Source organism: Sphingomonas sp. BK580 (assembly GCF_014194975.1).
In the GTDB taxonomy this organism is placed as follows: domain Bacteria; phylum Pseudomonadota; class Alphaproteobacteria; order Sphingomonadales; family Sphingomonadaceae; genus Sphingomonas.
Map to the genome: position 1 here is coordinate 504,836 of NZ_JACIAY010000002.1, position 16,445 is coordinate 521,280.

Annotated in this window: 20 protein-coding genes and 1 tRNA gene; 16 read left to right on the forward strand and 5 right to left on the reverse strand. The window is 71.2% G+C overall.

What is annotated here, in order from left to right; all coding sequences use genetic code 11:
- Positions 1 to 57 precede the first annotated feature (57 nt).
- The 9 genes from FHY05_RS05690 (at position 58) to FHY05_RS05725 (ending at position 6,116) form a co-directional block, all read left to right on the forward strand.
- The gene (locus tag FHY05_RS05690) at positions 58 to 378 is read left to right on the forward strand and encodes a TIGR02300 family protein (RefSeq protein ID WP_183943407.1); all 321 of its coding nucleotides are present in this window, start codon (positions 58 to 60) and stop codon (positions 376 to 378) included.
- A gap of 84 nt (positions 379 to 462) precedes the next feature.
- Positions 463 to 538, forward strand: a tRNA-Ala gene (locus FHY05_RS05695).
- 175 nt (positions 539 to 713) lie between these two features.
- Positions 714 to 896 (forward strand): hypothetical protein, encoded by a 183-nt coding sequence (locus FHY05_RS05700; RefSeq protein ID WP_183943408.1) that lies wholly within the window; start codon positions 714 to 716, stop codon positions 894 to 896.
- Positions 897 to 1,271: 375 nt separating this feature from the next.
- Entirely contained in the window at positions 1,272 to 1,643 is a 372-nt protein-coding gene (locus FHY05_RS22245) for a CsbD family protein (RefSeq protein WP_221191014.1), read from the forward strand.
- A 13-nt stretch (positions 1,644 to 1,656) separates the two neighbouring features.
- The gene (locus FHY05_RS05705) at positions 1,657 to 3,168 is read left to right on the forward strand and encodes a PAS domain S-box protein (protein ID WP_311732377.1); all 1,512 of its coding nucleotides are present in this window, start codon (positions 1,657 to 1,659) and stop codon (positions 3,166 to 3,168) included.
- The gene (locus FHY05_RS05710; protein ID WP_183943410.1) at positions 3,165 to 3,341 is read left to right on the forward strand and encodes a hypothetical protein; all 177 of its coding nucleotides are present in this window, start codon (positions 3,165 to 3,167) and stop codon (positions 3,339 to 3,341) included. Before FHY05_RS05705 ends, FHY05_RS05710 begins: the two co-directional genes overlap by 4 nt.
- A gap of 2 nt (positions 3,342 to 3,343) precedes the next feature.
- Complete coding sequence (locus tag FHY05_RS05715; RefSeq protein ID WP_183943411.1) at positions 3,344 to 4,225, forward strand: hypothetical protein; 882 nt, start codon at positions 3,344 to 3,346, stop codon at positions 4,223 to 4,225.
- 60 nt (positions 4,226 to 4,285) lie between these two features.
- Positions 4,286 to 4,429: an entericidin A/B family lipoprotein gene (locus FHY05_RS05720; RefSeq protein WP_183943412.1), complete on the forward strand. Its 144-nt coding sequence runs from the start codon at positions 4,286 to 4,288 to the stop codon at positions 4,427 to 4,429.
- Positions 4,430 to 4,589: 160 nt separating this feature from the next.
- Positions 4,590 to 6,116 carry a tryptophan halogenase family protein gene (locus FHY05_RS05725; protein WP_183943568.1) on the forward strand — a complete coding sequence of 509 codons (1,527 nt, stop codon included), beginning with the start codon at positions 4,590 to 4,592 and terminating at the stop codon, positions 6,114 to 6,116.
- A gap of 221 nt (positions 6,117 to 6,337) precedes the next feature.
- Here FHY05_RS05725 and FHY05_RS05730 read toward each other — a convergent pair whose 3' ends face one another.
- Positions 6,338 to 6,820 (reverse strand): Lrp/AsnC family transcriptional regulator, encoded by a 483-nt coding sequence (locus tag FHY05_RS05730; protein ID WP_183943413.1) that lies wholly within the window; start codon positions 6,818 to 6,820, stop codon positions 6,338 to 6,340.
- Between the two features lie 112 nt (positions 6,821 to 6,932).
- On the opposite strand from FHY05_RS05730, the gene ald reads away from it, so the two are divergent.
- The 4 genes from ald (at position 6,933) to FHY05_RS05750 (ending at position 10,453) form a co-directional block, all read left to right on the forward strand.
- Positions 6,933 to 8,018 (forward strand): alanine dehydrogenase, encoded by a 1,086-nt coding sequence (ald, locus tag FHY05_RS05735; protein WP_183943414.1) that lies wholly within the window; start codon positions 6,933 to 6,935, stop codon positions 8,016 to 8,018.
- 162 nt (positions 8,019 to 8,180) lie between these two features.
- Positions 8,181 to 9,812 carry a DNA polymerase III subunit gamma/tau gene (locus FHY05_RS05740; RefSeq protein ID WP_183943415.1) on the forward strand — a complete coding sequence of 544 codons (1,632 nt, stop codon included), beginning with the start codon at positions 8,181 to 8,183 and terminating at the stop codon, positions 9,810 to 9,812.
- Positions 9,809 to 10,132: a YbaB/EbfC family nucleoid-associated protein gene (locus tag FHY05_RS05745; RefSeq protein ID WP_132907833.1), complete on the forward strand. Its 324-nt coding sequence runs from the start codon at positions 9,809 to 9,811 to the stop codon at positions 10,130 to 10,132. Before FHY05_RS05740 ends, FHY05_RS05745 begins: the two co-directional genes overlap by 4 nt.
- Before the next feature lie 84 nt (positions 10,133 to 10,216).
- Positions 10,217 to 10,453 (forward strand): hypothetical protein, encoded by a 237-nt coding sequence (locus FHY05_RS05750; protein WP_132907834.1) that lies wholly within the window; start codon positions 10,217 to 10,219, stop codon positions 10,451 to 10,453.
- Positions 10,454 to 10,585: 132 nt separating this feature from the next.
- Here FHY05_RS05750 and mtgA read toward each other — a convergent pair whose 3' ends face one another.
- The 4 genes from mtgA to FHY05_RS05770 form a co-directional block, all read right to left on the reverse strand.
- Entirely contained in the window at positions 10,586 to 11,260 is a 675-nt protein-coding gene (mtgA, locus tag FHY05_RS05755) for a monofunctional biosynthetic peptidoglycan transglycosylase (RefSeq protein WP_183943416.1), read from the reverse strand.
- A 273-nt stretch (positions 11,261 to 11,533) separates the two neighbouring features.
- Positions 11,534 to 12,754, reverse strand: a complete 1,221-nt coding sequence (locus FHY05_RS05760) for an NAD(P)/FAD-dependent oxidoreductase (protein WP_183943417.1) — start codon at positions 12,752 to 12,754, stop codon at positions 11,534 to 11,536.
- A 1-nt stretch (position 12,755) separates the two neighbouring features.
- Positions 12,756 to 13,658: an RNA polymerase sigma factor RpoH gene (rpoH, locus tag FHY05_RS05765; protein ID WP_183943418.1), complete on the reverse strand. Its 903-nt coding sequence runs from the start codon at positions 13,656 to 13,658 to the stop codon at positions 12,756 to 12,758.
- A gap of 73 nt (positions 13,659 to 13,731) precedes the next feature.
- On the reverse strand, positions 13,732 to 14,679 hold the full coding sequence (locus FHY05_RS05770; RefSeq protein ID WP_183943419.1) for an RluA family pseudouridine synthase: 948 nt from the start codon (positions 14,677 to 14,679) through the stop codon (positions 13,732 to 13,734).
- Between the two features lie 22 nt (positions 14,680 to 14,701).
- Between FHY05_RS05770 and FHY05_RS05775 the strand changes: the two genes are divergently transcribed.
- From FHY05_RS05775 to FHY05_RS05785, 3 genes are all read left to right on the forward strand, one after another.
- Positions 14,702 to 15,154 carry a M67 family metallopeptidase gene (locus FHY05_RS05775; RefSeq protein ID WP_183943420.1) on the forward strand — a complete coding sequence of 151 codons (453 nt, stop codon included), beginning with the start codon at positions 14,702 to 14,704 and terminating at the stop codon, positions 15,152 to 15,154.
- Between the two features lie 9 nt (positions 15,155 to 15,163).
- Complete coding sequence (locus FHY05_RS05780) at positions 15,164 to 15,808, forward strand: histidine phosphotransferase family protein (RefSeq protein WP_183943421.1); 645 nt, start codon at positions 15,164 to 15,166, stop codon at positions 15,806 to 15,808.
- Positions 15,809 to 16,031: 223 nt separating this feature from the next.
- Positions 16,032 to 16,433, forward strand: a complete 402-nt coding sequence (locus FHY05_RS05785; RefSeq protein WP_183943422.1) for a hypothetical protein — start codon at positions 16,032 to 16,034, stop codon at positions 16,431 to 16,433.
- Positions 16,434 to 16,445 lie beyond the last annotated feature (12 nt).

The following is a 16,445-nucleotide window of genomic DNA, read 5'->3' on the forward strand; positions in this document are numbered from 1 at the left end:
GCCCCACTTCGACGGCCACCCATCGTCGATCCACCCATCCGAAAGGCTTTGCACGGCATGATCAAGCCGGAATGGGGCACGAAGCGTACGTGCCCGAAATGCGCGACGCGTTTCTACGACCTCGAGAAGGACGACCCCGTCACCTGCATCAACTGCGGTTACGCGTGGGAGCCCGAGCCGATCCTCAAGTCCAAGCAGCCGCTGCCGTTCGAGCAGGCCAAGCCCGACAAGCAGGAGCCCGACAGCGATCTCGCCGGTGACGACGAGGATCTCGACACCAACGAGGACGAGGAGCCCTCGGCCGACGACGAGGTCGACCTCGGCGGTGACGACGATCTCGGCGTCGAGACCAGCAGCGACGACGACGAGAACAACTAAGTTCGAAAAATTGCATGGCAGGCGGCCCAGGCCGCTTGCCAAGCCAGCAGTCCCCGGCTAGGGGGCTGCCTCCCGGGACGGAATGGGGCCGTAGCTCAGCTGGGAGAGCGTCGCAATGGCATTGCGAAGGTCAGGGGTTCGATCCCCCTCGGCTCCACCATTCCCTCGTCCCGCCGCCCGCGCGAATGCCGCCGGGCCGCACCCTCAGACCTGAGAGCTGCGCCGGAGCGGCGCGCGACCCTTACCAGGCGAGCCTACTAGGTCGCTGGTACTTCAAGCTCATTTCGTCGGCTCCCGCTGCCGCCTAGGCCGGTGGTCCGGCCTGATCGGCCGTGATGAGGGGCGAGGCAAGCATGGCGGCCAAGACGATCGACCGGGCGTACCTGCTGCGCCGCTCCGAGGAGCATCTGATCCGTGCCGCTCGCGCCAGCGACGATGCCGCGCGCGTGCTGCACCAGCGCTTCGCCGACTTGTACCGCCAGCGTGCCAACGGAGAACGCCGGGTACAACAGGACTAGCCGCTCAGCGCAAAGTTACCAGGAACAGGCTAATCTGCGATAGGTTTAGCTCCCGAACCGGTTGCATGTCGCGCCCGGTACGGAGGGTTGATCGTGCGCCTGACGGTTGATCGGATCAGCGTCACCGCGTTCCCGGCCGCGAACAATCGGCGTGTCCCGCGTCGCCTCATTCGCGCCGCCCGCTCTGCACGGTCGCGGCAGCGTGGCGCCGTGGCGGTCGCGATCCCGCCCGCTCCGCTGCTGCGGGGCGGCTCCCGTGGGATCGGCGTGACTCGGGCGGGGTCGATCATGCGACGGTCGCGCGCGCCGGTGAGCGCCGGCGGCCGTCCGGACGCGCGGCACCGACCCGCCCCGTCATCTGACAGGAGAACGAAGATGAACAAGCATGAGCTTCACGGCGGTGCCCGCTACATCGGCGGCAAAGTGGAGAAGGCGATCGGCGACACGGTCGACAGCCGCGACTGGCAGGTCAGCGGCGTCAAGGACCAGGTGGCCGGCGGCGCCGAGAATCTGTTCGGCCGCGCCCAGTCGATCGCCGAGGAGGTCGCCGACGCCACGCCCGGCCTGATCGAGGAGGCGCGCGAGAAGGCGGGCGACGCCGCCGCGCGCGCGGCGGATGCGGCAAGGCGCGGCGCGCACGAGGCACGCGCGGCGGTGCGCGGCGGCGACGGGCGGCTGCTGTGGGCGGCGGTCGCCGCGCTGGGCGGGTTCGCGCTCGGCTGGCTCGTCAGCGACCAGCGCGGCTGACGCGGGAGCGCGCGTGGCACCGTCGCTCAAATCGCTGCGCGAGACGGTCGATCTGCGCCATCTGCGCCAGATCATCGCCGGCCTCGACGAGGGCGTGATCCTGATCGATCCGGACGAGACGCTCTTGTGGGCCAACGCGGCGGCCCTGGCGATGCACGGGGTCGAGCGGCTCGAGGAACTCGGCGCGACGGTCGACGCGTATCGCGCGCGCTTCCAACTGCGGTACCGCAACAACCATCGGCTCGAGGCGGACGATTATCCGATCGAGCGGGTGGTGGCAGGCGACTCCTTCTCCGAGGTGGTGGTTGAGGTCACCGCCGCGGGCGAGAAGGAGCCGCGCTGGGTCCACCAGGTTCGTAGCCTCGTTCTCAACGACGGCGACGACGATGCGCCATCCTGCGTGGTGCTGGTGATCCAGGACGTCACCGCGCGCTACGAGGCCGAGGATCGGTTCGAGCAGTCCTTCAACGCCAATCCGGCGCCCGCGGCGATCTGCCGCCTCGCCGACCTTCGATTCGTCAAGGTCAATCAAGGCTTCCTCGAGATGACCGGCCACGCGCGCGACCAGGTGCTGTGCAAGACCGTCTACGACATCGACGTGCTGCGCGGCGCCGAGCGGCGCGATCTGGCCAAGGAGCGGCTCGCCGAGGGGCGCACGATCCCGCAGATGGAGGCCGAGCTCGAGCTGCCGGGCGGCGGCACCAAGCTGGTGATCGTCGCCGGCCAGCCGATCGACATGGGCGACCAGCCGTGCATGCTGTTCACCTTCGCGGATCTCGAGCCGCGGCGAAAGGCGGAGTCGCAGCTGCGCCACAGCGAGGAGCGCTTCACCCGCACCTTCCAGATGGCGCCGGTGCCGATGGCGATCGGCGCGCGTGACGGCCACCTGCTGTGCGAGGTCAACGCGAGCTTCACCGCGCTGACCGGCTATGCCGCGACCGAGATCATCGGCCGTTCGCTCGCCGACGCGGGCCTGTGGTCGAGCGACGCGGTGCGCGCCGACATCGAGGCCGCGATCGAGGACGGGCGCGACCTGCGCGCGCACGAGGCGCGCATCGCCGCCAAGGACGGCGGCGCGATCGACTGCCTGGTCTCGACCGAGGCCATCACGCTCGGCGACGACGCGTGCCTGCTCTGGGCCTTCCAGGACATCACGCAGCGCAAGGCGACCGAGCTCGAGCTGGTCGAGGCGATCGAGGCGGTGATGAAGGACACGAGCTGGTTCAGCCGATCGATCATGGACAAGCTCGCGCGGCTGCGCGCGCCCCAGGCCGAGGCCGATGGGGCGGGGATCGACGACCTCACCGCGCGCGAGCGCGAGGTGCTGGCGCTGATCTGCCGCGGGCTCGACGACAAGTCGATCGCGCGCGCGCTGGGCGTCTCGGGCAACACCGTCCGCAACCATGTCGCGCGGATCTACGCCAAGATCGGCGTCAACCGACGCACCGCCGCGGCCGCCTGGGCGCGCGCGCGCGGATTCGAGAGCGAGACGGTCGCGGTCGGGCCGCGGGAGGTGCCAGCATGACGAAGGATCCCGAGCGGGGCGAGGCGGCGGACCGTCGCCGCGCCAAGGGAGCGGCGCGCGCGGCGATCGGCAAGCTGATCGGCGACGATGCCGCGGTGCGCGACGGGCGCGCGCAACAGGAGGAGGCGGGGCGCACGTCCGACCCTGCCCGCAACCGGAACGAACAGGAGTGACTATGGCGACGAATGTGACGGGCGGCTACGCGCCGCTGGACGAGGTGGCCTTCGCGCGCGCCGGCAGGCGCGTGTCCTGGGGCGCGATCTTCGCTGGCGTGGTGCTGGCGATGGCGGTGCAGCTGCTGCTCGGCATCCTCGGAACGGGCATCGGCCTGTCGATGGTCGACCCGGTCGAGGGCACGACGCCGGGCGCGACCGGTTTCGGCATCGGCGCCGGGCTCTACTGGCTGATCACCACGGTCGTCGCGCTCGGCGCCGGCGGCTATGCCGCGGCGCGGCTGTCGGGCGTGACCGATCGGTTCGACGCGCTCGTCCACGGGCTGGTGGTCTGGGGCGTGACGCTGCTGCTGACCCTGTATCTGCTCACGTCCGCGGTGGGCGGCCTCATCGGCGGCGCGTTCCGCACCGTCGGCGCGGTCGCCGGCGCCGCGGGCACGACCGTCGGCGCGGCGGCGCCGAAGGTGGCGCAGATCGCTGGTATCGACGGGGGTGACGTGCGCGACGAGGCCTCGGCCTATCTCGCCGACGCGCCCAGCGATCCGGCGCAGATGACGCCCGAGCAGGCGCAGAAGGAGATCGCCAAGCAGCTCCCGGCGCTGGCACGCGGGGGCAGCGCCGGCGCGCGCGCCGAGAGCCGCATCGTCGAGATCGTCGCGGCGCAGCGCAAGGTCAGCCGCGCCGAGGCGCAGGCGCAGGTGACGCGCGCCAAGCAGGATTTCGTCGCCGCGAAGAACGACGCGGTGCAGACCGCCAGGTCCGCCGCCGACGCCGCCGCCGGTGCTGCCGCCGGCACCTCGTTCATCCTCGTGCTCGCACTGCTCGCCGGTGCCGGCGCGGCCGCGTTCGGCGCGACGACGGCGACCCGCCGCCGCCCGCGCTGATGACCCGGCGGCGGGCCAGCGTACCGGACCCGCCGCCCCCTCTCTGGAAGGAGCCTGGAAATGACGAAGACGCTTAGCCTGGGCATCGGCCTCGGCGCGCTGCTCGCGCTGACCGCCTGCAACACCGTCAACGGCGCGGGCAAGGACCTCAAGTCGGCCGGCAATGCCGTCTCCGACGCGTCGGGCACCGACAAGAAGAAGTGATCGTCGTCGCCCGGCGCGGCGAAGGCGGCCGGAGCGCGTCGCGAGGCGCGGTCCGGCCGCTTCCATCCCGCGCGGAGCGAAGCGGCCGCTTCCCGTCGCCGCGCGGCTGCGTCAAAGACGGGAGCCGCGCGTCGTCGCGCGCGCCAGGGGGAGAGCGGTGATCAACGAACATACCATCCGCGACGTCGTCGTCCTCGGCGGCGGGACCGCGGGCTGGATGGCGGCGGCGGCGCTGTCGCGCTTCCTCGGCAACGGCGTCACGCGGGTCACCCTGGTGGAGTCGGAGGAGATCGGTACCGTCGGCGTCGGCGAGGCGACGATCCCGCCGCTGATCACCTTCAACCAGATGCTCGGCATCGACGAGAACACGTTCCTGCGCGCGACCGCGGGCACGTTCAAGCTCGGCATCGAGTTCGTCGACTGGGGTGCGCTCGGCGAGCGCTACTTCCATCCGTTCGGCCCGCACGGCCGCGACCTCCAGGGTATCCACTTCCATCAGCTCTGGCTCCGTGCGGCACGGCACGCGCGCGAGGCCGGCGGCGCCCCCACTATCGCGGACTGGGCGGTGAGCGCGGTCGCCGCCGCGGCCAACCGCTTCGCGCGCCCCGCGCCGGACGCACCCGCCCCGTTGCGCGACCTGCGCTACGCCTTCCACTTCGACGCCGCGCGCTACGCCGCTTTCCTGCGTCGCTATGCCGAGGGGGCGGGCGCGACGCGGGTCGAGGGGCGCGTCGTCGCGGTGCGGCGCGACGGCGGCAGCGGGCATGTCGCCGCATTGCGCCTCGCCGACGGGCGCGAGGTGGCGGGCGAACTGTTCGTCGACTGCTCGGGTTTCCGCGGGCTGCTCATCGAGGAGACGCTCGCCACCGGCTACGAGGACTGGCGGCATTGGCTGCCGTGCGACCGCGCCCTGGCAGTGCCCTGCGCGCTGCCGCGCGACCCTGAGCCGTACACGCGCGCGACCGCGCGGCCCTTCGGGTGGCAGTGGCGCATCCCGCTGCAGCACCGGCTCGGCAACGGCTATGTCTACGCCAGCCGCTATCTCGACGACGAGGCGGCGGAGGCAGCGCTGCTCAGCACGCTGGAGGGCGAGCCGCAGGCGGCGCCGCGCCGCTTGTCCTTCGTGGCGGGGCGGCGACTGTCGGCATGGAACGCCAATGTCGTGTCGCTGGGGCTGGCGAGCGGCTTCGTCGAGCCGCTCGAGTCGACCTCGATCCACCTCGTCCAGGCCGGCATCGCCAAGCTGATCGCGCTCTTCCCGGACCGGCGCTTCGATCCGGAGGAGCGCGACGAGTTTAACCGCCACATGCGCGACCTGTTCGAAGACGTGCGCGACTTCATCATCCTCCACTACAAGGCGACGCGACGCGGCGACACGCCGTTCTGGGACGCGGTGCGCACGATGAATGTGCCCGAGACGCTGCGGCGGCGCATGGCGCTGTTCGCGGGCAAGGGGCGGGTGTTCCGCGATACTGCCGAGCTGTTCACCACGCCGAGTTGGGTCGCGGTCGGGCTCGGCCAGGGGCTGATGCCGGCCGACTACGAGCCCGCGGTCGACGCGCTCGACGAGGTCAAGGTCGCCGCCGCGCTGCGGCAGATGCACGCCGCCTGTGCCGCGGCGGTGGCGACGCTGCCGACCCACGCGGACTATCTGCGGCGGTCGGGGATCATGGCGCCGGCGGGCTAGGGCCGGCGGGTGAGCCGGGGGAGCGGCATGGCGTTGTCGCGATAGCGGCTGCTCCATCGCGGCGTCATCGTGAACTTGTCGCGGGGGCCACCCAGCCGCAGCCACCGGAGGATCCGAGGGCGCGATACCGTAGATCCCGAGACACGTTCAGGATGACGGCAGGTGGTGGCGACAGGACGGGGGTGGCGACACGGCCTGACGCTCCGCCCGCCGCCCGCCCCTCACTCGAGCAGCGTCAGCGGCAGCCGCGGCGCGACCACCTCGCGCAGCACGAAGCCCGATTCCATCTGGGTCACTCCCGGCAGCCGTGACAGTTCCTCGCGGTGGATCCGCGCGAAGTCGCCGAGGTCGCGCGCGCGCACCGTCACCAGATAGTCGTAGCTGCCCGACATCAGGTCGCACCGCACCACCGAGGGGCTCGTCGCGATCGCCTGCTCGAACGAGTCGAGGACGTCCTTGCGCTGGCTCTCCAGCGTGACCTTGATGTGGACGATCGTCGCGCAGCCCAGCTTGGCGAGGTCGAGCCGCGCGGCATAGCCGGTGATCACGCCCGTCTCCTCCAGCGCGCGCTGACGCCGCGCGACCGCGGTGGCGGAGCGCCCGATCGCCTCGGCGAGCGTGAAGGCGGTCGCGCGCGCGTTGCCGAGTAACAGCGCGATCAGGCGGCGGTCGATTCGGTCGAGAGCGGTGGATTCCTGCGCCATGGCTCTGCTTAGCGCATGAACCCGGCGGAAAGTCACGCCCTCGCTCGCCGCTTCGCGCGGACTCGGCGCCGTGCCGGCGCTATCCTGCGCGCAGGATAGAGGAGCCTCGAACATGCGCGTCGGCGTACCCAAGGAGATCAAGAACCACGAATATCGCGTCGGCCTCACGCCCGGCGCGGTGCGCGAATATGTCGCGCGCGGTCACGAGGTGATGGTGCAGACCGGCGCCGGGGCGGGCATCGCCGCCGACGACCAGGCCTATCGTGCCGCCGGCGCCGCGATCGTCGACACCGCGGAGGAGGTGTTCGCCGCCGCGCAGATGATCGTCAAGGTCAAGGAACCGCAGCCGAGCGAGTGGGTGCAGCTGCGCGAGGACCAGATCCTCTTCACCTACCTCCACCTCGCGCCCGATCCCGAGCAGGCCGAGGGGCTGATGGCTTCTGGCGTCACCGCCGTGGCCTATGAGACGGTGACCGACCAGCGCGGCCACCTGCCGCTGCTCGCGCCGATGAGCGAGGTCGCGGGGCGGCTGTCGATCGAGGCGGCCGGCACCGCGCTCAAGGCGGTGAACGGCGGGCGCGGCGTGCTCATCGGCGGGGTGCCCGGCGTGCAGCCGGCACGAATCGTCGTGCTCGGCGGCGGCGTGGTGGGCACCCATGCCGCCCGGATGGCGGTGGGGCTCGGCGCCGAGGTGACCGTGATCGACCGCTCGATCCCGCGGCTGCGCGAGCTCGACGAGCTGTTCGGCGGGCGTGTGCGCACGCGCGTGTCCACGCTCGAGGCGATCGAGCATGAGGTGGCCGAGGCCGACGCGGTGATCGGCGCGGTGCTGATCCCGGGCGCGTCGGCGCCCAAGCTGGTGACTCGCCCGATGCTCGCGCTGATGAAGCCGCGCGCGGTGCTGGTCGACGTCGCGATCGACCAGGGCGGCTGCTTCGAGACCAGCCACGCGACCACGCATGCCGAGCCGACCTATGAGGTCGACGGCGTGATCCATTACTGCGTCGCCAACATGCCGGGCGCGGTGCCGCTCACGTCGAGCCACGCGCTCAACAACGCGACGCTGCCGTACGGCCTGGCTCTGGCCGACAAGGGCTATGCCGCGGCCGAGGCGGACGCCGGACTGATGGAGGGCGTCAACGTGCGCGGCGGGCGGATCGTCAACCGCGTCGTCGCGGAGGCGCTCGGCCAGGGATGAGGCGGCGGTCGAGGCATGGCCTCCGCCACCGCATGAGCGAGGGAGCGGTGCGCGCGCCGCTTCCTCCCACGATGGCTGGGCCGCGAACCGGAGGCCCCGCCGTGAGCCGCGCCCGTCAGCTTCCTTCGACAAGCGCGAGCCCACGCCCTATATCCTGAGGCGATGGCCGAATCCCTCGATCTCACGACGCCGCCGCCGGCGGGCGCGCAGCCCTATCGTGTGCTCGCGCGCAAATATCGCCCGCAGTCGTTCACGGCGCTGATCGGCCAGGACGCGATGGTGCAGACGCTCGCCAACGCGATCAAGCGCGACCGCATCGCGCACGCCTTCCTGCTCACCGGGGTCCGCGGCGTCGGCAAGACGTCGACCGCGCGGCTGATCGCCAAGGCGCTCAACTGCGTCGGCGCGGACGGGCAGGGCGGCCCGACCATCGATCCCTGCGGCGTGTGCGAGCCGTGCCGCGCGATCGCCGAGGGACGTCACATCGACGTCATCGAGATGGACGCCGCCAGTCACACCGGCATCGACGACGTGCGCGAGATCATCGAGGCGTCGCGTTACGCCGCGGTCTCGGCGCGCTACAAGATCTACATCGTCGACGAGGTCCACATGCTGTCGAAGGCGGCCTTCAACGGGCTGCTCAAGACGCTCGAGGAGCCGCCCGCGCACGTCAAGTTCCTGTTCGCCACCACCGAGGTGAACAAGGTGCCGGTCACCGTGCTGTCGCGCTGCCAACGCTTCGACCTGCGCCGCATCCCTGCGACCCTGCTCGCCGCGCATTTCGCGCGCGTGGTCCAGGCCGAGGGGGCGCAGGCCGAGCCCGAGGCGCTGGCGCTGATCGCGCGCGCCGCGGAGGGCTCGGCGCGCGACGGGCTGTCGATCCTCGACCAGGCGATCGCGCATGCCGACCTCGCCGGCGGCGGCGTGAGCGCCGAGGCAGTACGCGAGATGCTCGGCCTGTCCGACCGCAGCGCGGTGCGCGACCTGCTCGGGCTGGTGCTGGCCGGCGACGCGCCCGGGGCACTCGCCGCGCTGCGCCGGCAGTATGATCTCGGCGTCGACCCGCTCGGCGTGATCCGCGCGCTGCTCGAGGCGGTGCACGGCGTGACCCAGGTCAAGGTCGGCGCACCCGACGACGCGGCGCAGCCCGCCGAGGAGCGCGCCGCCTATCGCGACTGGGCCGACAAGCTGTCGTTCCCGCTGCTGCATCGGCTGTGGCAGCTGTTCCTCAAGGGCCACGAGGAGGTGCAGCGCGCCGCGCTGCCGATCGAGACCGCCGAGATGGCGCTGCTACGCGCGATCCATGCCTCGACGCTCCCCGATCCCGGCGAGCTGGCGCGCCGGCTCGCGGGCGGCGCCATGCCCGCGCCTGCCGCCGCCGCGCCGGCGCCGCCGCCCGCACCGCCGTCACCCGCCGACCGCGTGCCGAGCGAGTTCGCGGGCGTGCTCGCGCTGCTCGACGAGCTCAACAAGCTCGAGCTGCTCGTCCGGCTCAAGCGCGGCGCCAGCGTGGTCCGCTACGCGCCGCCCGAGATCGTGCTGAGCGGCGCGCGCCCGCTCTCCACCGACACGCTCACCGAACTCGCCGCGGTGCTGCGCGAGGCGACCGGCATGCCATGGAAGATCGCGGTCGCGGACGCGCCGGGCGCGCCGACGATGTTCGAGGCCGAGCAGGATGCGGTGCAGGCGCGCCACGATGCCGCGCGCGCGCATCCGATCGTCGCGGCCGCGTTCGAGGCCTTTCCCGAGGCCGAACTCATCGACCCCAAACCAGCCAAGCGGAGTATCACGTGAAGGATCTCAACGACATCCTGGCAATGGCCCAGAACGTCCAGAACGAGTTGCAGAAGGCGCAGGAGAGCCTCGACACGATCGAGGTGGAGGGCGTCGCGGGTGGCGGGCTGGTCAAGGTCCGCGCCTCCGCCAAGGGGCGGATCATCGGCGTCGCGATCGACGACTCGCTGATCGTGCCCTCGGAGAAGCAGATGCTCGAGGACCTCGTCGCCGCGGCGTTCAACGACGCGCGCACCAAGGCCGACGCCGTCTCCTCGACCGAGATGTCCAAGATGACCAGTGGCCTCCCGCTGCCGCCGGGGTTCAAGCTGCCGTTTTGAGACGGGACAGCCGGACCGTTGCGCGGCGGGAACAAGCGCCTGCCGCTGGCATTTCTCGGCTCACGTCTGTGAGAGGAGGATGCCATGAGTGACGACCGCGTGACCCAGACCCCGCACACCACGGTGATCGAGCGCCGCGGCGGCGGTGGCGGTGTGCTGATCGGGCTGGCGGTGCTGCTCGCGGTGATCGTCGGCGCCTATCTGCTGCTCGTCCGCAACGACAGCGAGGTCGCCAAGAACAACGCGATCACCTCGGCGGCGAAGAGCGTCGGCGACACCGCTGACAAGGCGGGCGCCGCGGTCGATCGCGCCGCGAAGTAGGCCACGGCCTGCCGCGTCGGGGCGCCGGGCCGGCCTCACGTGCTCGCGTCATCCTGGGCGATGATCCCGGACCAATCGGGGATGACGGCGGTGGGATGGGAGGGCGGTGCGCCTGAGCCGCCGCCTCCCGCCTCACCGCAGGCAGGCGTCCAACCCGTTGCGGCGCACCACACCGACGTAGCGCGCCAGGCGATCCCCGTGACGGCGCACGAACCCGCTCGGGTCGATCGCCGCGCGCTTCTTGGGCAGCGGCAGCACCGCGGCGATCCGCCCCGCCTCGATCGGGCTGAGCCGCTCGGCCGAGTGGCGGAAGTAGCGGATCGACCCGGCCTCGACGCCATAGGTACCGATCCCGGTCTCGGCGACGTTGAGATAGACCTCCATGATCCGCCGTTTGCCCCAGATCGTCTCGATCAGCAGCGTGAACCACGCTTCCAGCGCCTTGCGGACATAGCCGCCGCCCTGGAACAGGAAGACGTTCTTGGCGGTCTGCTGGCTGATCGTCGACCCGCCGCGGATGCGCTTGCCCTCCGCGTTGTGCATCGCCGCGCCCGCGATCGCGCCCCAGTCGAAGCCGTGGTGCGTGCAGAACTCGCTGTCCTCGCCCGCGATCGCGGCGCGCGGCATGTCGGGATCGATGTCGGCGAGCGGGCGCCATTCCTTGGTGACGCCGCGGCCCGCGACGAGGTCGCCCGCCATCGTCAGCGTGAACGGCACCGGCACGAAAGCGTACAGCAGCACCCAGGCGACCGAGAGCACGACAAAGCCGATCGCGAGCTTGAGCAGGAACCGGAGCAGGCGGAACATGCGACGCTAGGTAGCGGGCGCGGGCGGCGGTGAGAAGGGAGGGCGGCGCTGGGCGACTACGGCCCGCGTTTATGATCTGTCCTTAGAGCGTGATCTGCTACCCGCCTCCCGTTCGACAACGGACGCGCCGAGCCAGCGATGGAGCCTCCGGGGGGATGAGCTTGTCGCACCGAGCGCGTCCGTGCTCCGGCGGACGCCGGAGCTCCTGGGCAGCAAGGGTGGCGCACGTCGCCCCGTGCTCCCGCTCGCGCAGGAGCACGGCCCCCGCCTCTCTCACGCTGCGCCGAGGATCGCCTTCGCCGCCGCCGCGCCGGTCGCATAGGCACCGTGCGCCGTGGAGAAATCGTGCGGGGAGCAGGCCTCCCCGGCGAAGTACACCCGCGCGTCGACCGGCGCCGCCAGCACCGCGCGCGCGCCGGCGTGGCCGACCGCGGCGTGCGAGTAGCTCCCGCCGATCCACGGTGCGTGGCGCCAGCGCGTCGCGGTGACCGGATGCAGCCGCGCGCGCCACGCGCCGCCGAGCAGCGCGACCAGTTCGTCGACCGCGAAGGCGGCGGCGGCGTCCGAGTCCTCCAGCGCGTCGGCGGTAGGGCCACCCAGGAAGCTCTCGATCAGCGGGTAGCCGAACGGCGACAGGCGGTGGCTCGCGGTGTCGGCCGAGTAAGGGTTGCCCATCAGATGCGAATCAGCCGGCCACTCGGGTCGGTCGACCCGCAGCATCACCTTGTCCGCGACGCCGAGCGGCAGCCCGGCCGCGGCGTCGATCTTCTCTGGCAGCGGCGGGTCGAAGGCGATCGCGCCGCGTGCCAGCACGGGCGTCGGCACAGCGATCACGACCGCGTCGGTCTCGATCGTCCCGGCCGCGCTCTCGACGCGCACGCGCGCGCCGCGATGGTCGACCCGCGTCACCGCGCAGCCGAGCCGCACCGGCAGCCCGCGCGCGTGATCCGCGACCAGCGTGCCATAGCCCTCGCGCACCGCCCAATTGTCGTCGGTCGCGGCATCCTCATAGGCCAGCCAGTCGTGGAGCGAGACTTGGTCGATCGCGGCGCCGTTGGCGAAGCGCGAGATGGCGTCGAGCAGCGGTCGCCAGCGCTCGTCGCGCGGTACCGCCGCGCCGAGCGCTCGGTCGGGTGCTGCCGCCAACGCGTGCGCGGCCGCCGTCATCCGCTCGCGCGCGGCGTTGGCAGCCCGATGATGGTCGCGCGGGAAGCCGAGATCACGCCACTGCTCGCCCCACCGCGCGGTATCGGTGGCGACGGTGAAGCCGCGCGCGCGCGCGATCCCGGTCCAGGGGTTGCGCCCGGCGGAGTGAAGCCAGCCGCAGCCCAGATCCACCATCGCTTTATCGATGGCGATGCTGTGCGCGCGGCCGCCGAGCCGATCACCCGCCTCGAGCAGCAGCACGTCGCGGCCCGCGTCGTGCAGGTGGCGCGCCGCCGCGATCCCCGCGGCACCGCCGCCGACGATCACCGCGTCCGCGCCGGCCGGCATGTCAGGCGGTCAGCAGCCGCTTCTCGCCCGCCAGCCGCATCATCGCGCGCTGGAGCTTCTCGAACGCGCGCACCTCGATCTGGCGGACACGCTCGCGGCTGACGCCATAGACCTGGCTCAGCTCCTCGAGCGTCTTGGGATCGTCGGTCAGGCGGCGCTCGGTGAGGATATGCTTCTCGCGGTCGTTGAGGTCGCTCATGGCGCTGACCAGCATGTCGTGGCGCACGTCCGCCTCCTGCTGGTCGGCGACGACCTTGTCCTGCAGCGGCGCGTCGTCCTGCAGCCAGTCCTGCCACTGACCCTCGCCGTCCTCGCGCATCGAGACGTTGAGCGAGGTGTCGCCGCCCATCGCCATGCGCCGGTTCATGCTGACGACATCGGCCTCGGTGACGCCGAGGTCGGTCGCGATCTTCTGCACGTCCTCGGGGCGCAGGTCGCCGTCCTCGAACGCGTCGAGCCGCGCCTTCATGCGGCGCAGGTTGAAGAATAACTTTTTCTGCGCCGCGGTGGTGCCCATCTTCACCAGGCTCCACGAGCGCAGGATGAATTCCTGGATCGACGCGCGGATCCACCACATCGCATAGGTGGCGAGGCGGAAGCCGCGATCGGGCTCAAACTTCTTCACGCCCTGCATCAGGCCGATGTTGCCCTCGGAGATCAGCTCGCTGACGGGCAGGCCGTAGCCGCGATAGCCCATCGCGATCTTGGCCACGAGGCGGAGGTGGCTGGTGACGAGCTGCGCCGCCGCCTCGGTGTCACCGTGTTCCTGGAAACGCTTGGCGAGCATATATTCCTGCTCGGGCGCCAGGATCGGGAACTTCTTGATCTCGGCGAGATAGCGGTTGAGGCTCTGCTCCCCGCCGAGCGCAGGGATCGTCGCCGGGACGTTGCTGCGTGCTGCCATGATCCTTGATCTCCCTTCCTGGCGGGAAACGCGGCGATGCCCGGACGAGTGCCAGACGGTGCGCGCTTCGCACCTATACGACGAGCTGACTGAACAGTTCCTGCATGTCCCGCGGCATCGCACTGTCGAACGACAGCGCGTCGCCAGTGATCGGGTGGATGAACCCGAGGCGGGCGGCGTGCAAGGCCTGGCGGCGGAAACCGAGCGTTTCGATCACGCCGCGGTGTGCCTGTTTCGTTCTACCATAGACCGGGTCGCCCAGCAAGGCGTGTCCGAGTGACGCCATATGGACGCGGACCTGGTGGGTCCGCCCGGTCTCGAGCCGACACTCGACCAGCGCGGCGTCGCGCAGCGGCTGAAGCAGCGTGTAATGAGTCACCGCGCGCTTGCCGCCCGCGACGATCGCCACCTTCTTGCGGTTGGCCGCCGAGCGCGCGAGCGGCGCGTCGACGCTGCCCGCGGCGGGCATCGGCCGGCCGTTGACGATCGCGCGGTAGCGGCGGTCGATCGTGTGCGCGGCGAACTGCTTGGCCAGCCCCTCGTGCGCGCGGTCGGTCTTGGCCGCGACCATCAGCCCCGACGTATCCTTGTCGATGCGGTGGACGATCCCCGGCCGCGCCACGCCGCCGATCCCGGAGAGCGAGCCGCCGCAGTGATGCAGCAGCGCGTTGACCAAGGTGCCGTCGAGATTGCCCGCTGCGGGATGCACGACCAGCCCGGCGGGCTTGTCGACGACGATGAGATGATCGTCCTCGTAGGCGACGACCAGCGGGATATCCTGCGCCTCGTTGTGCGCGGGGGCGGGGGCCGGGACCGTGACGGCGTAAGCGTCGCCGGCGCGCGACTTGCGCGACGGATCGCGGACCGCCGCGCCGGCCTGCGTCACCTGGCCGGCGTTGATCAGCACCTTGAGCCGCTCGCGCGACAGCGTCGGCACGGCGTCGGCGAGCGCGCGATCGAGCCGCCAGCCGTCGGCGGCCGGCGCGATCGTCGCTGAGATGATGGAAACCCCCCGGTCCATTGCTTCATGCTATGTGGCGACGATGGTCGAGATTTCAATCCGCCTGCGTGACGAACTGATCGCCGCCGCGGCGGCTAGCGCGGACGAGGTCTGCGGTCTGCTGCTCGGCCGCGGCGAGCGCGTCGAGCGTGCCGTGCCGTGCCGCAACGTCGCCGCGACGCCGGCGACGCGCTTCGAGCTCGACCCCGCCGCGCTGCTCGCGGCGCATCGCGCCGCGCGCGCCGGGGGGGCGGCGGTGCTCGGCCACTATCATTCGCACCCGAGCGGCGAACCGAATCCATCGCCGCGCGATGCCGCCGACGCTGCGCCGGACGGCAGCCTCTGGCTCATCGTCGCCGGGCGGTCGGTCACGGCGTGGCGGGCGGTCGAGGAGGGCGCGCTGTACGGCCGCTTCGACCCGGCGATGATGCGCGACGGCGGTTGCGAAGGTGGCGGGGACCCGCCACAAGGCGGCGACGCCCCCCGCGCGGAGTAATCCCACGACATGACGATCAGCCCGGTCGACTTCGCTTCCCTGCTGTGCTCGCGCCTGTGCCACGACCTGCTGTCCCCGGTCGGTGCGCTCAACAACGGGCTGGAACTGCTCAACGACGAGACCGACCCCGACATGCGCGCGCGCTGTCTCGAGCTGCTCAACGAGAGCGCGCGGGTCTCGGCCAACAAGCTCAAGTTCTTCCGCCTGGCGTTCGGCGCGGCGGGCGGCTTCGGCGAGCGCGTCGACGTGCGCGAGGCGCGCCAGGCGGTCGAGGGATTGCTCGGTGACAACAAGCGGCTCCAGCTGCAATGGCTGATCGAGGAGCCCGAGCTGCCCAAGGCGGCGGTGAAGGTGCTGCTCAACCTCGCGCTGATCGCGGGCGACACGCTGGTGCGCGGCGGCACGGTGACGATCGGGGTGGAGGAGAGCGCCGAGACCACCGAGATCGTGCTGCGCGCCGAGGGCCCGCGGCTGGTGCTCGACCCCGAGCTGCGCGCGACGCTGACGGATGGCGCGAACGGCGCGGCGATCACCCCGCGCGCCGCGGCGGCGTTCCTGGTCAACACGATCGCGGCCGAGGCGGGCGGCTCGGTGATGGTGAGCGACGCGGTCGACGGGACGCTGCTGTTCGGTGCGGCGCTGCCGAACCGTTGAGCCGATCGGGCTGCCTCATGGTGGCGGCCCGGACCGTCAAGTCATAGAGGTATCGCATCGAAACTGGCGACCCGTCGTGCCGGTCGCCACGCCGGAACGAACCGAAACGCCTTCGAATGATCGTGCATCCGATCGGCGGATGTACGACGTCCTATGGGCTTCTCGATGATGCGACGGACGATAGCCGCGGTGACACTGACGCTGATGCTCAGCGCCCGCGGCGATGGTGGCGAGGATCCGAGTTTTCCTCGTCGGCGCTGCCACGAACCCGGCCGAGCTCAACCAGAGCACGACCCTCACCTATGCCGCGCTCATCTCCGAGTCCGAGAATGAGAAGGGCGCCGTGAAGGCAGCACCGCTGACGCTCGACGTCGCGAAGAGCACCGTCGCCGGAACCATCCCGCTCGTCGACGACGATCGGGCAGGCGCCGACTATGATCTTCTCGGCACCATCGACGGGGCTAAGCACCTCACCGGCTCGCTGAAGAGTAAGGACGGCAAGATCACCGGCGAGTTCCGCGGTCGACTTCTCGGCCCGGGCGGCAAGGAGATCGCGCTGATTGCCACCTTGAAGTTCCCTGACGGCACGTATGAGGTGGATCTGCTCACCGGCAAGCTCCAGTAAGCGGTGCACCCG

What these genes read in the sequence shown, in the direction of transcription:
- FHY05_RS05690 (WP_183943407.1), top strand. Translation starts at nt 58, where the DNA reads ATGATCAAGCCGGAATGGGGCACGAAGCGTACGTGCCCGAAATGCGCG.
- FHY05_RS05700 (WP_183943408.1), top strand. Translation starts at nt 714, where the DNA reads ATGAGGGGCGAGGCAAGCATGGCGGCCAAGACGATCGACCGGGCGTAC.
- FHY05_RS22245 (WP_221191014.1), top strand. Translation starts at nt 1,272, where the DNA reads ATGAACAAGCATGAGCTTCACGGCGGTGCCCGCTACATCGGCGGCAAA.
- FHY05_RS05710 (WP_183943410.1), top strand. Translation starts at nt 3,165, where the DNA reads ATGACGAAGGATCCCGAGCGGGGCGAGGCGGCGGACCGTCGCCGCGCC.
- FHY05_RS05715 (WP_183943411.1), top strand. Translation starts at nt 3,344, where the DNA reads ATGGCGACGAATGTGACGGGCGGCTACGCGCCGCTGGACGAGGTGGCC.
- FHY05_RS05720 (WP_183943412.1), top strand. Translation starts at nt 4,286, where the DNA reads ATGACGAAGACGCTTAGCCTGGGCATCGGCCTCGGCGCGCTGCTCGCG.
- FHY05_RS05730 (WP_183943413.1), bottom strand. Translation starts at nt 6,820, where the DNA reads ATGGCGCAGGAATCCACCGCTCTCGACCGAATCGACCGCCGCCTGATC.
- ald (WP_183943414.1), top strand. Translation starts at nt 6,933, where the DNA reads ATGCGCGTCGGCGTACCCAAGGAGATCAAGAACCACGAATATCGCGTC.
- FHY05_RS05740 (WP_183943415.1), top strand. Translation starts at nt 8,181, where the DNA reads ATGGCCGAATCCCTCGATCTCACGACGCCGCCGCCGGCGGGCGCGCAG.
- FHY05_RS05750 (WP_132907834.1), top strand. Translation starts at nt 10,217, where the DNA reads ATGAGTGACGACCGCGTGACCCAGACCCCGCACACCACGGTGATCGAG.
- mtgA (WP_183943416.1), bottom strand. Translation starts at nt 11,260, where the DNA reads ATGTTCCGCCTGCTCCGGTTCCTGCTCAAGCTCGCGATCGGCTTTGTC.
- FHY05_RS05760 (WP_183943417.1), bottom strand. Translation starts at nt 12,754, where the DNA reads ATGCCGGCCGGCGCGGACGCGGTGATCGTCGGCGGCGGTGCCGCGGGG.
- rpoH (WP_183943418.1), bottom strand. Translation starts at nt 13,658, where the DNA reads ATGGCAGCACGCAGCAACGTCCCGGCGACGATCCCTGCGCTCGGCGGG.
- FHY05_RS05770 (WP_183943419.1), bottom strand. Translation starts at nt 14,679, where the DNA reads ATGGACCGGGGGGTTTCCATCATCTCAGCGACGATCGCGCCGGCCGCC.
- FHY05_RS05775 (WP_183943420.1), top strand. Translation starts at nt 14,702, where the DNA reads ATGGTCGAGATTTCAATCCGCCTGCGTGACGAACTGATCGCCGCCGCG.
- FHY05_RS05780 (WP_183943421.1), top strand. Translation starts at nt 15,164, where the DNA reads ATGACGATCAGCCCGGTCGACTTCGCTTCCCTGCTGTGCTCGCGCCTG.
- FHY05_RS05785 (WP_183943422.1), top strand. Translation starts at nt 16,032, where the DNA reads ATGGTGGCGAGGATCCGAGTTTTCCTCGTCGGCGCTGCCACGAACCCG.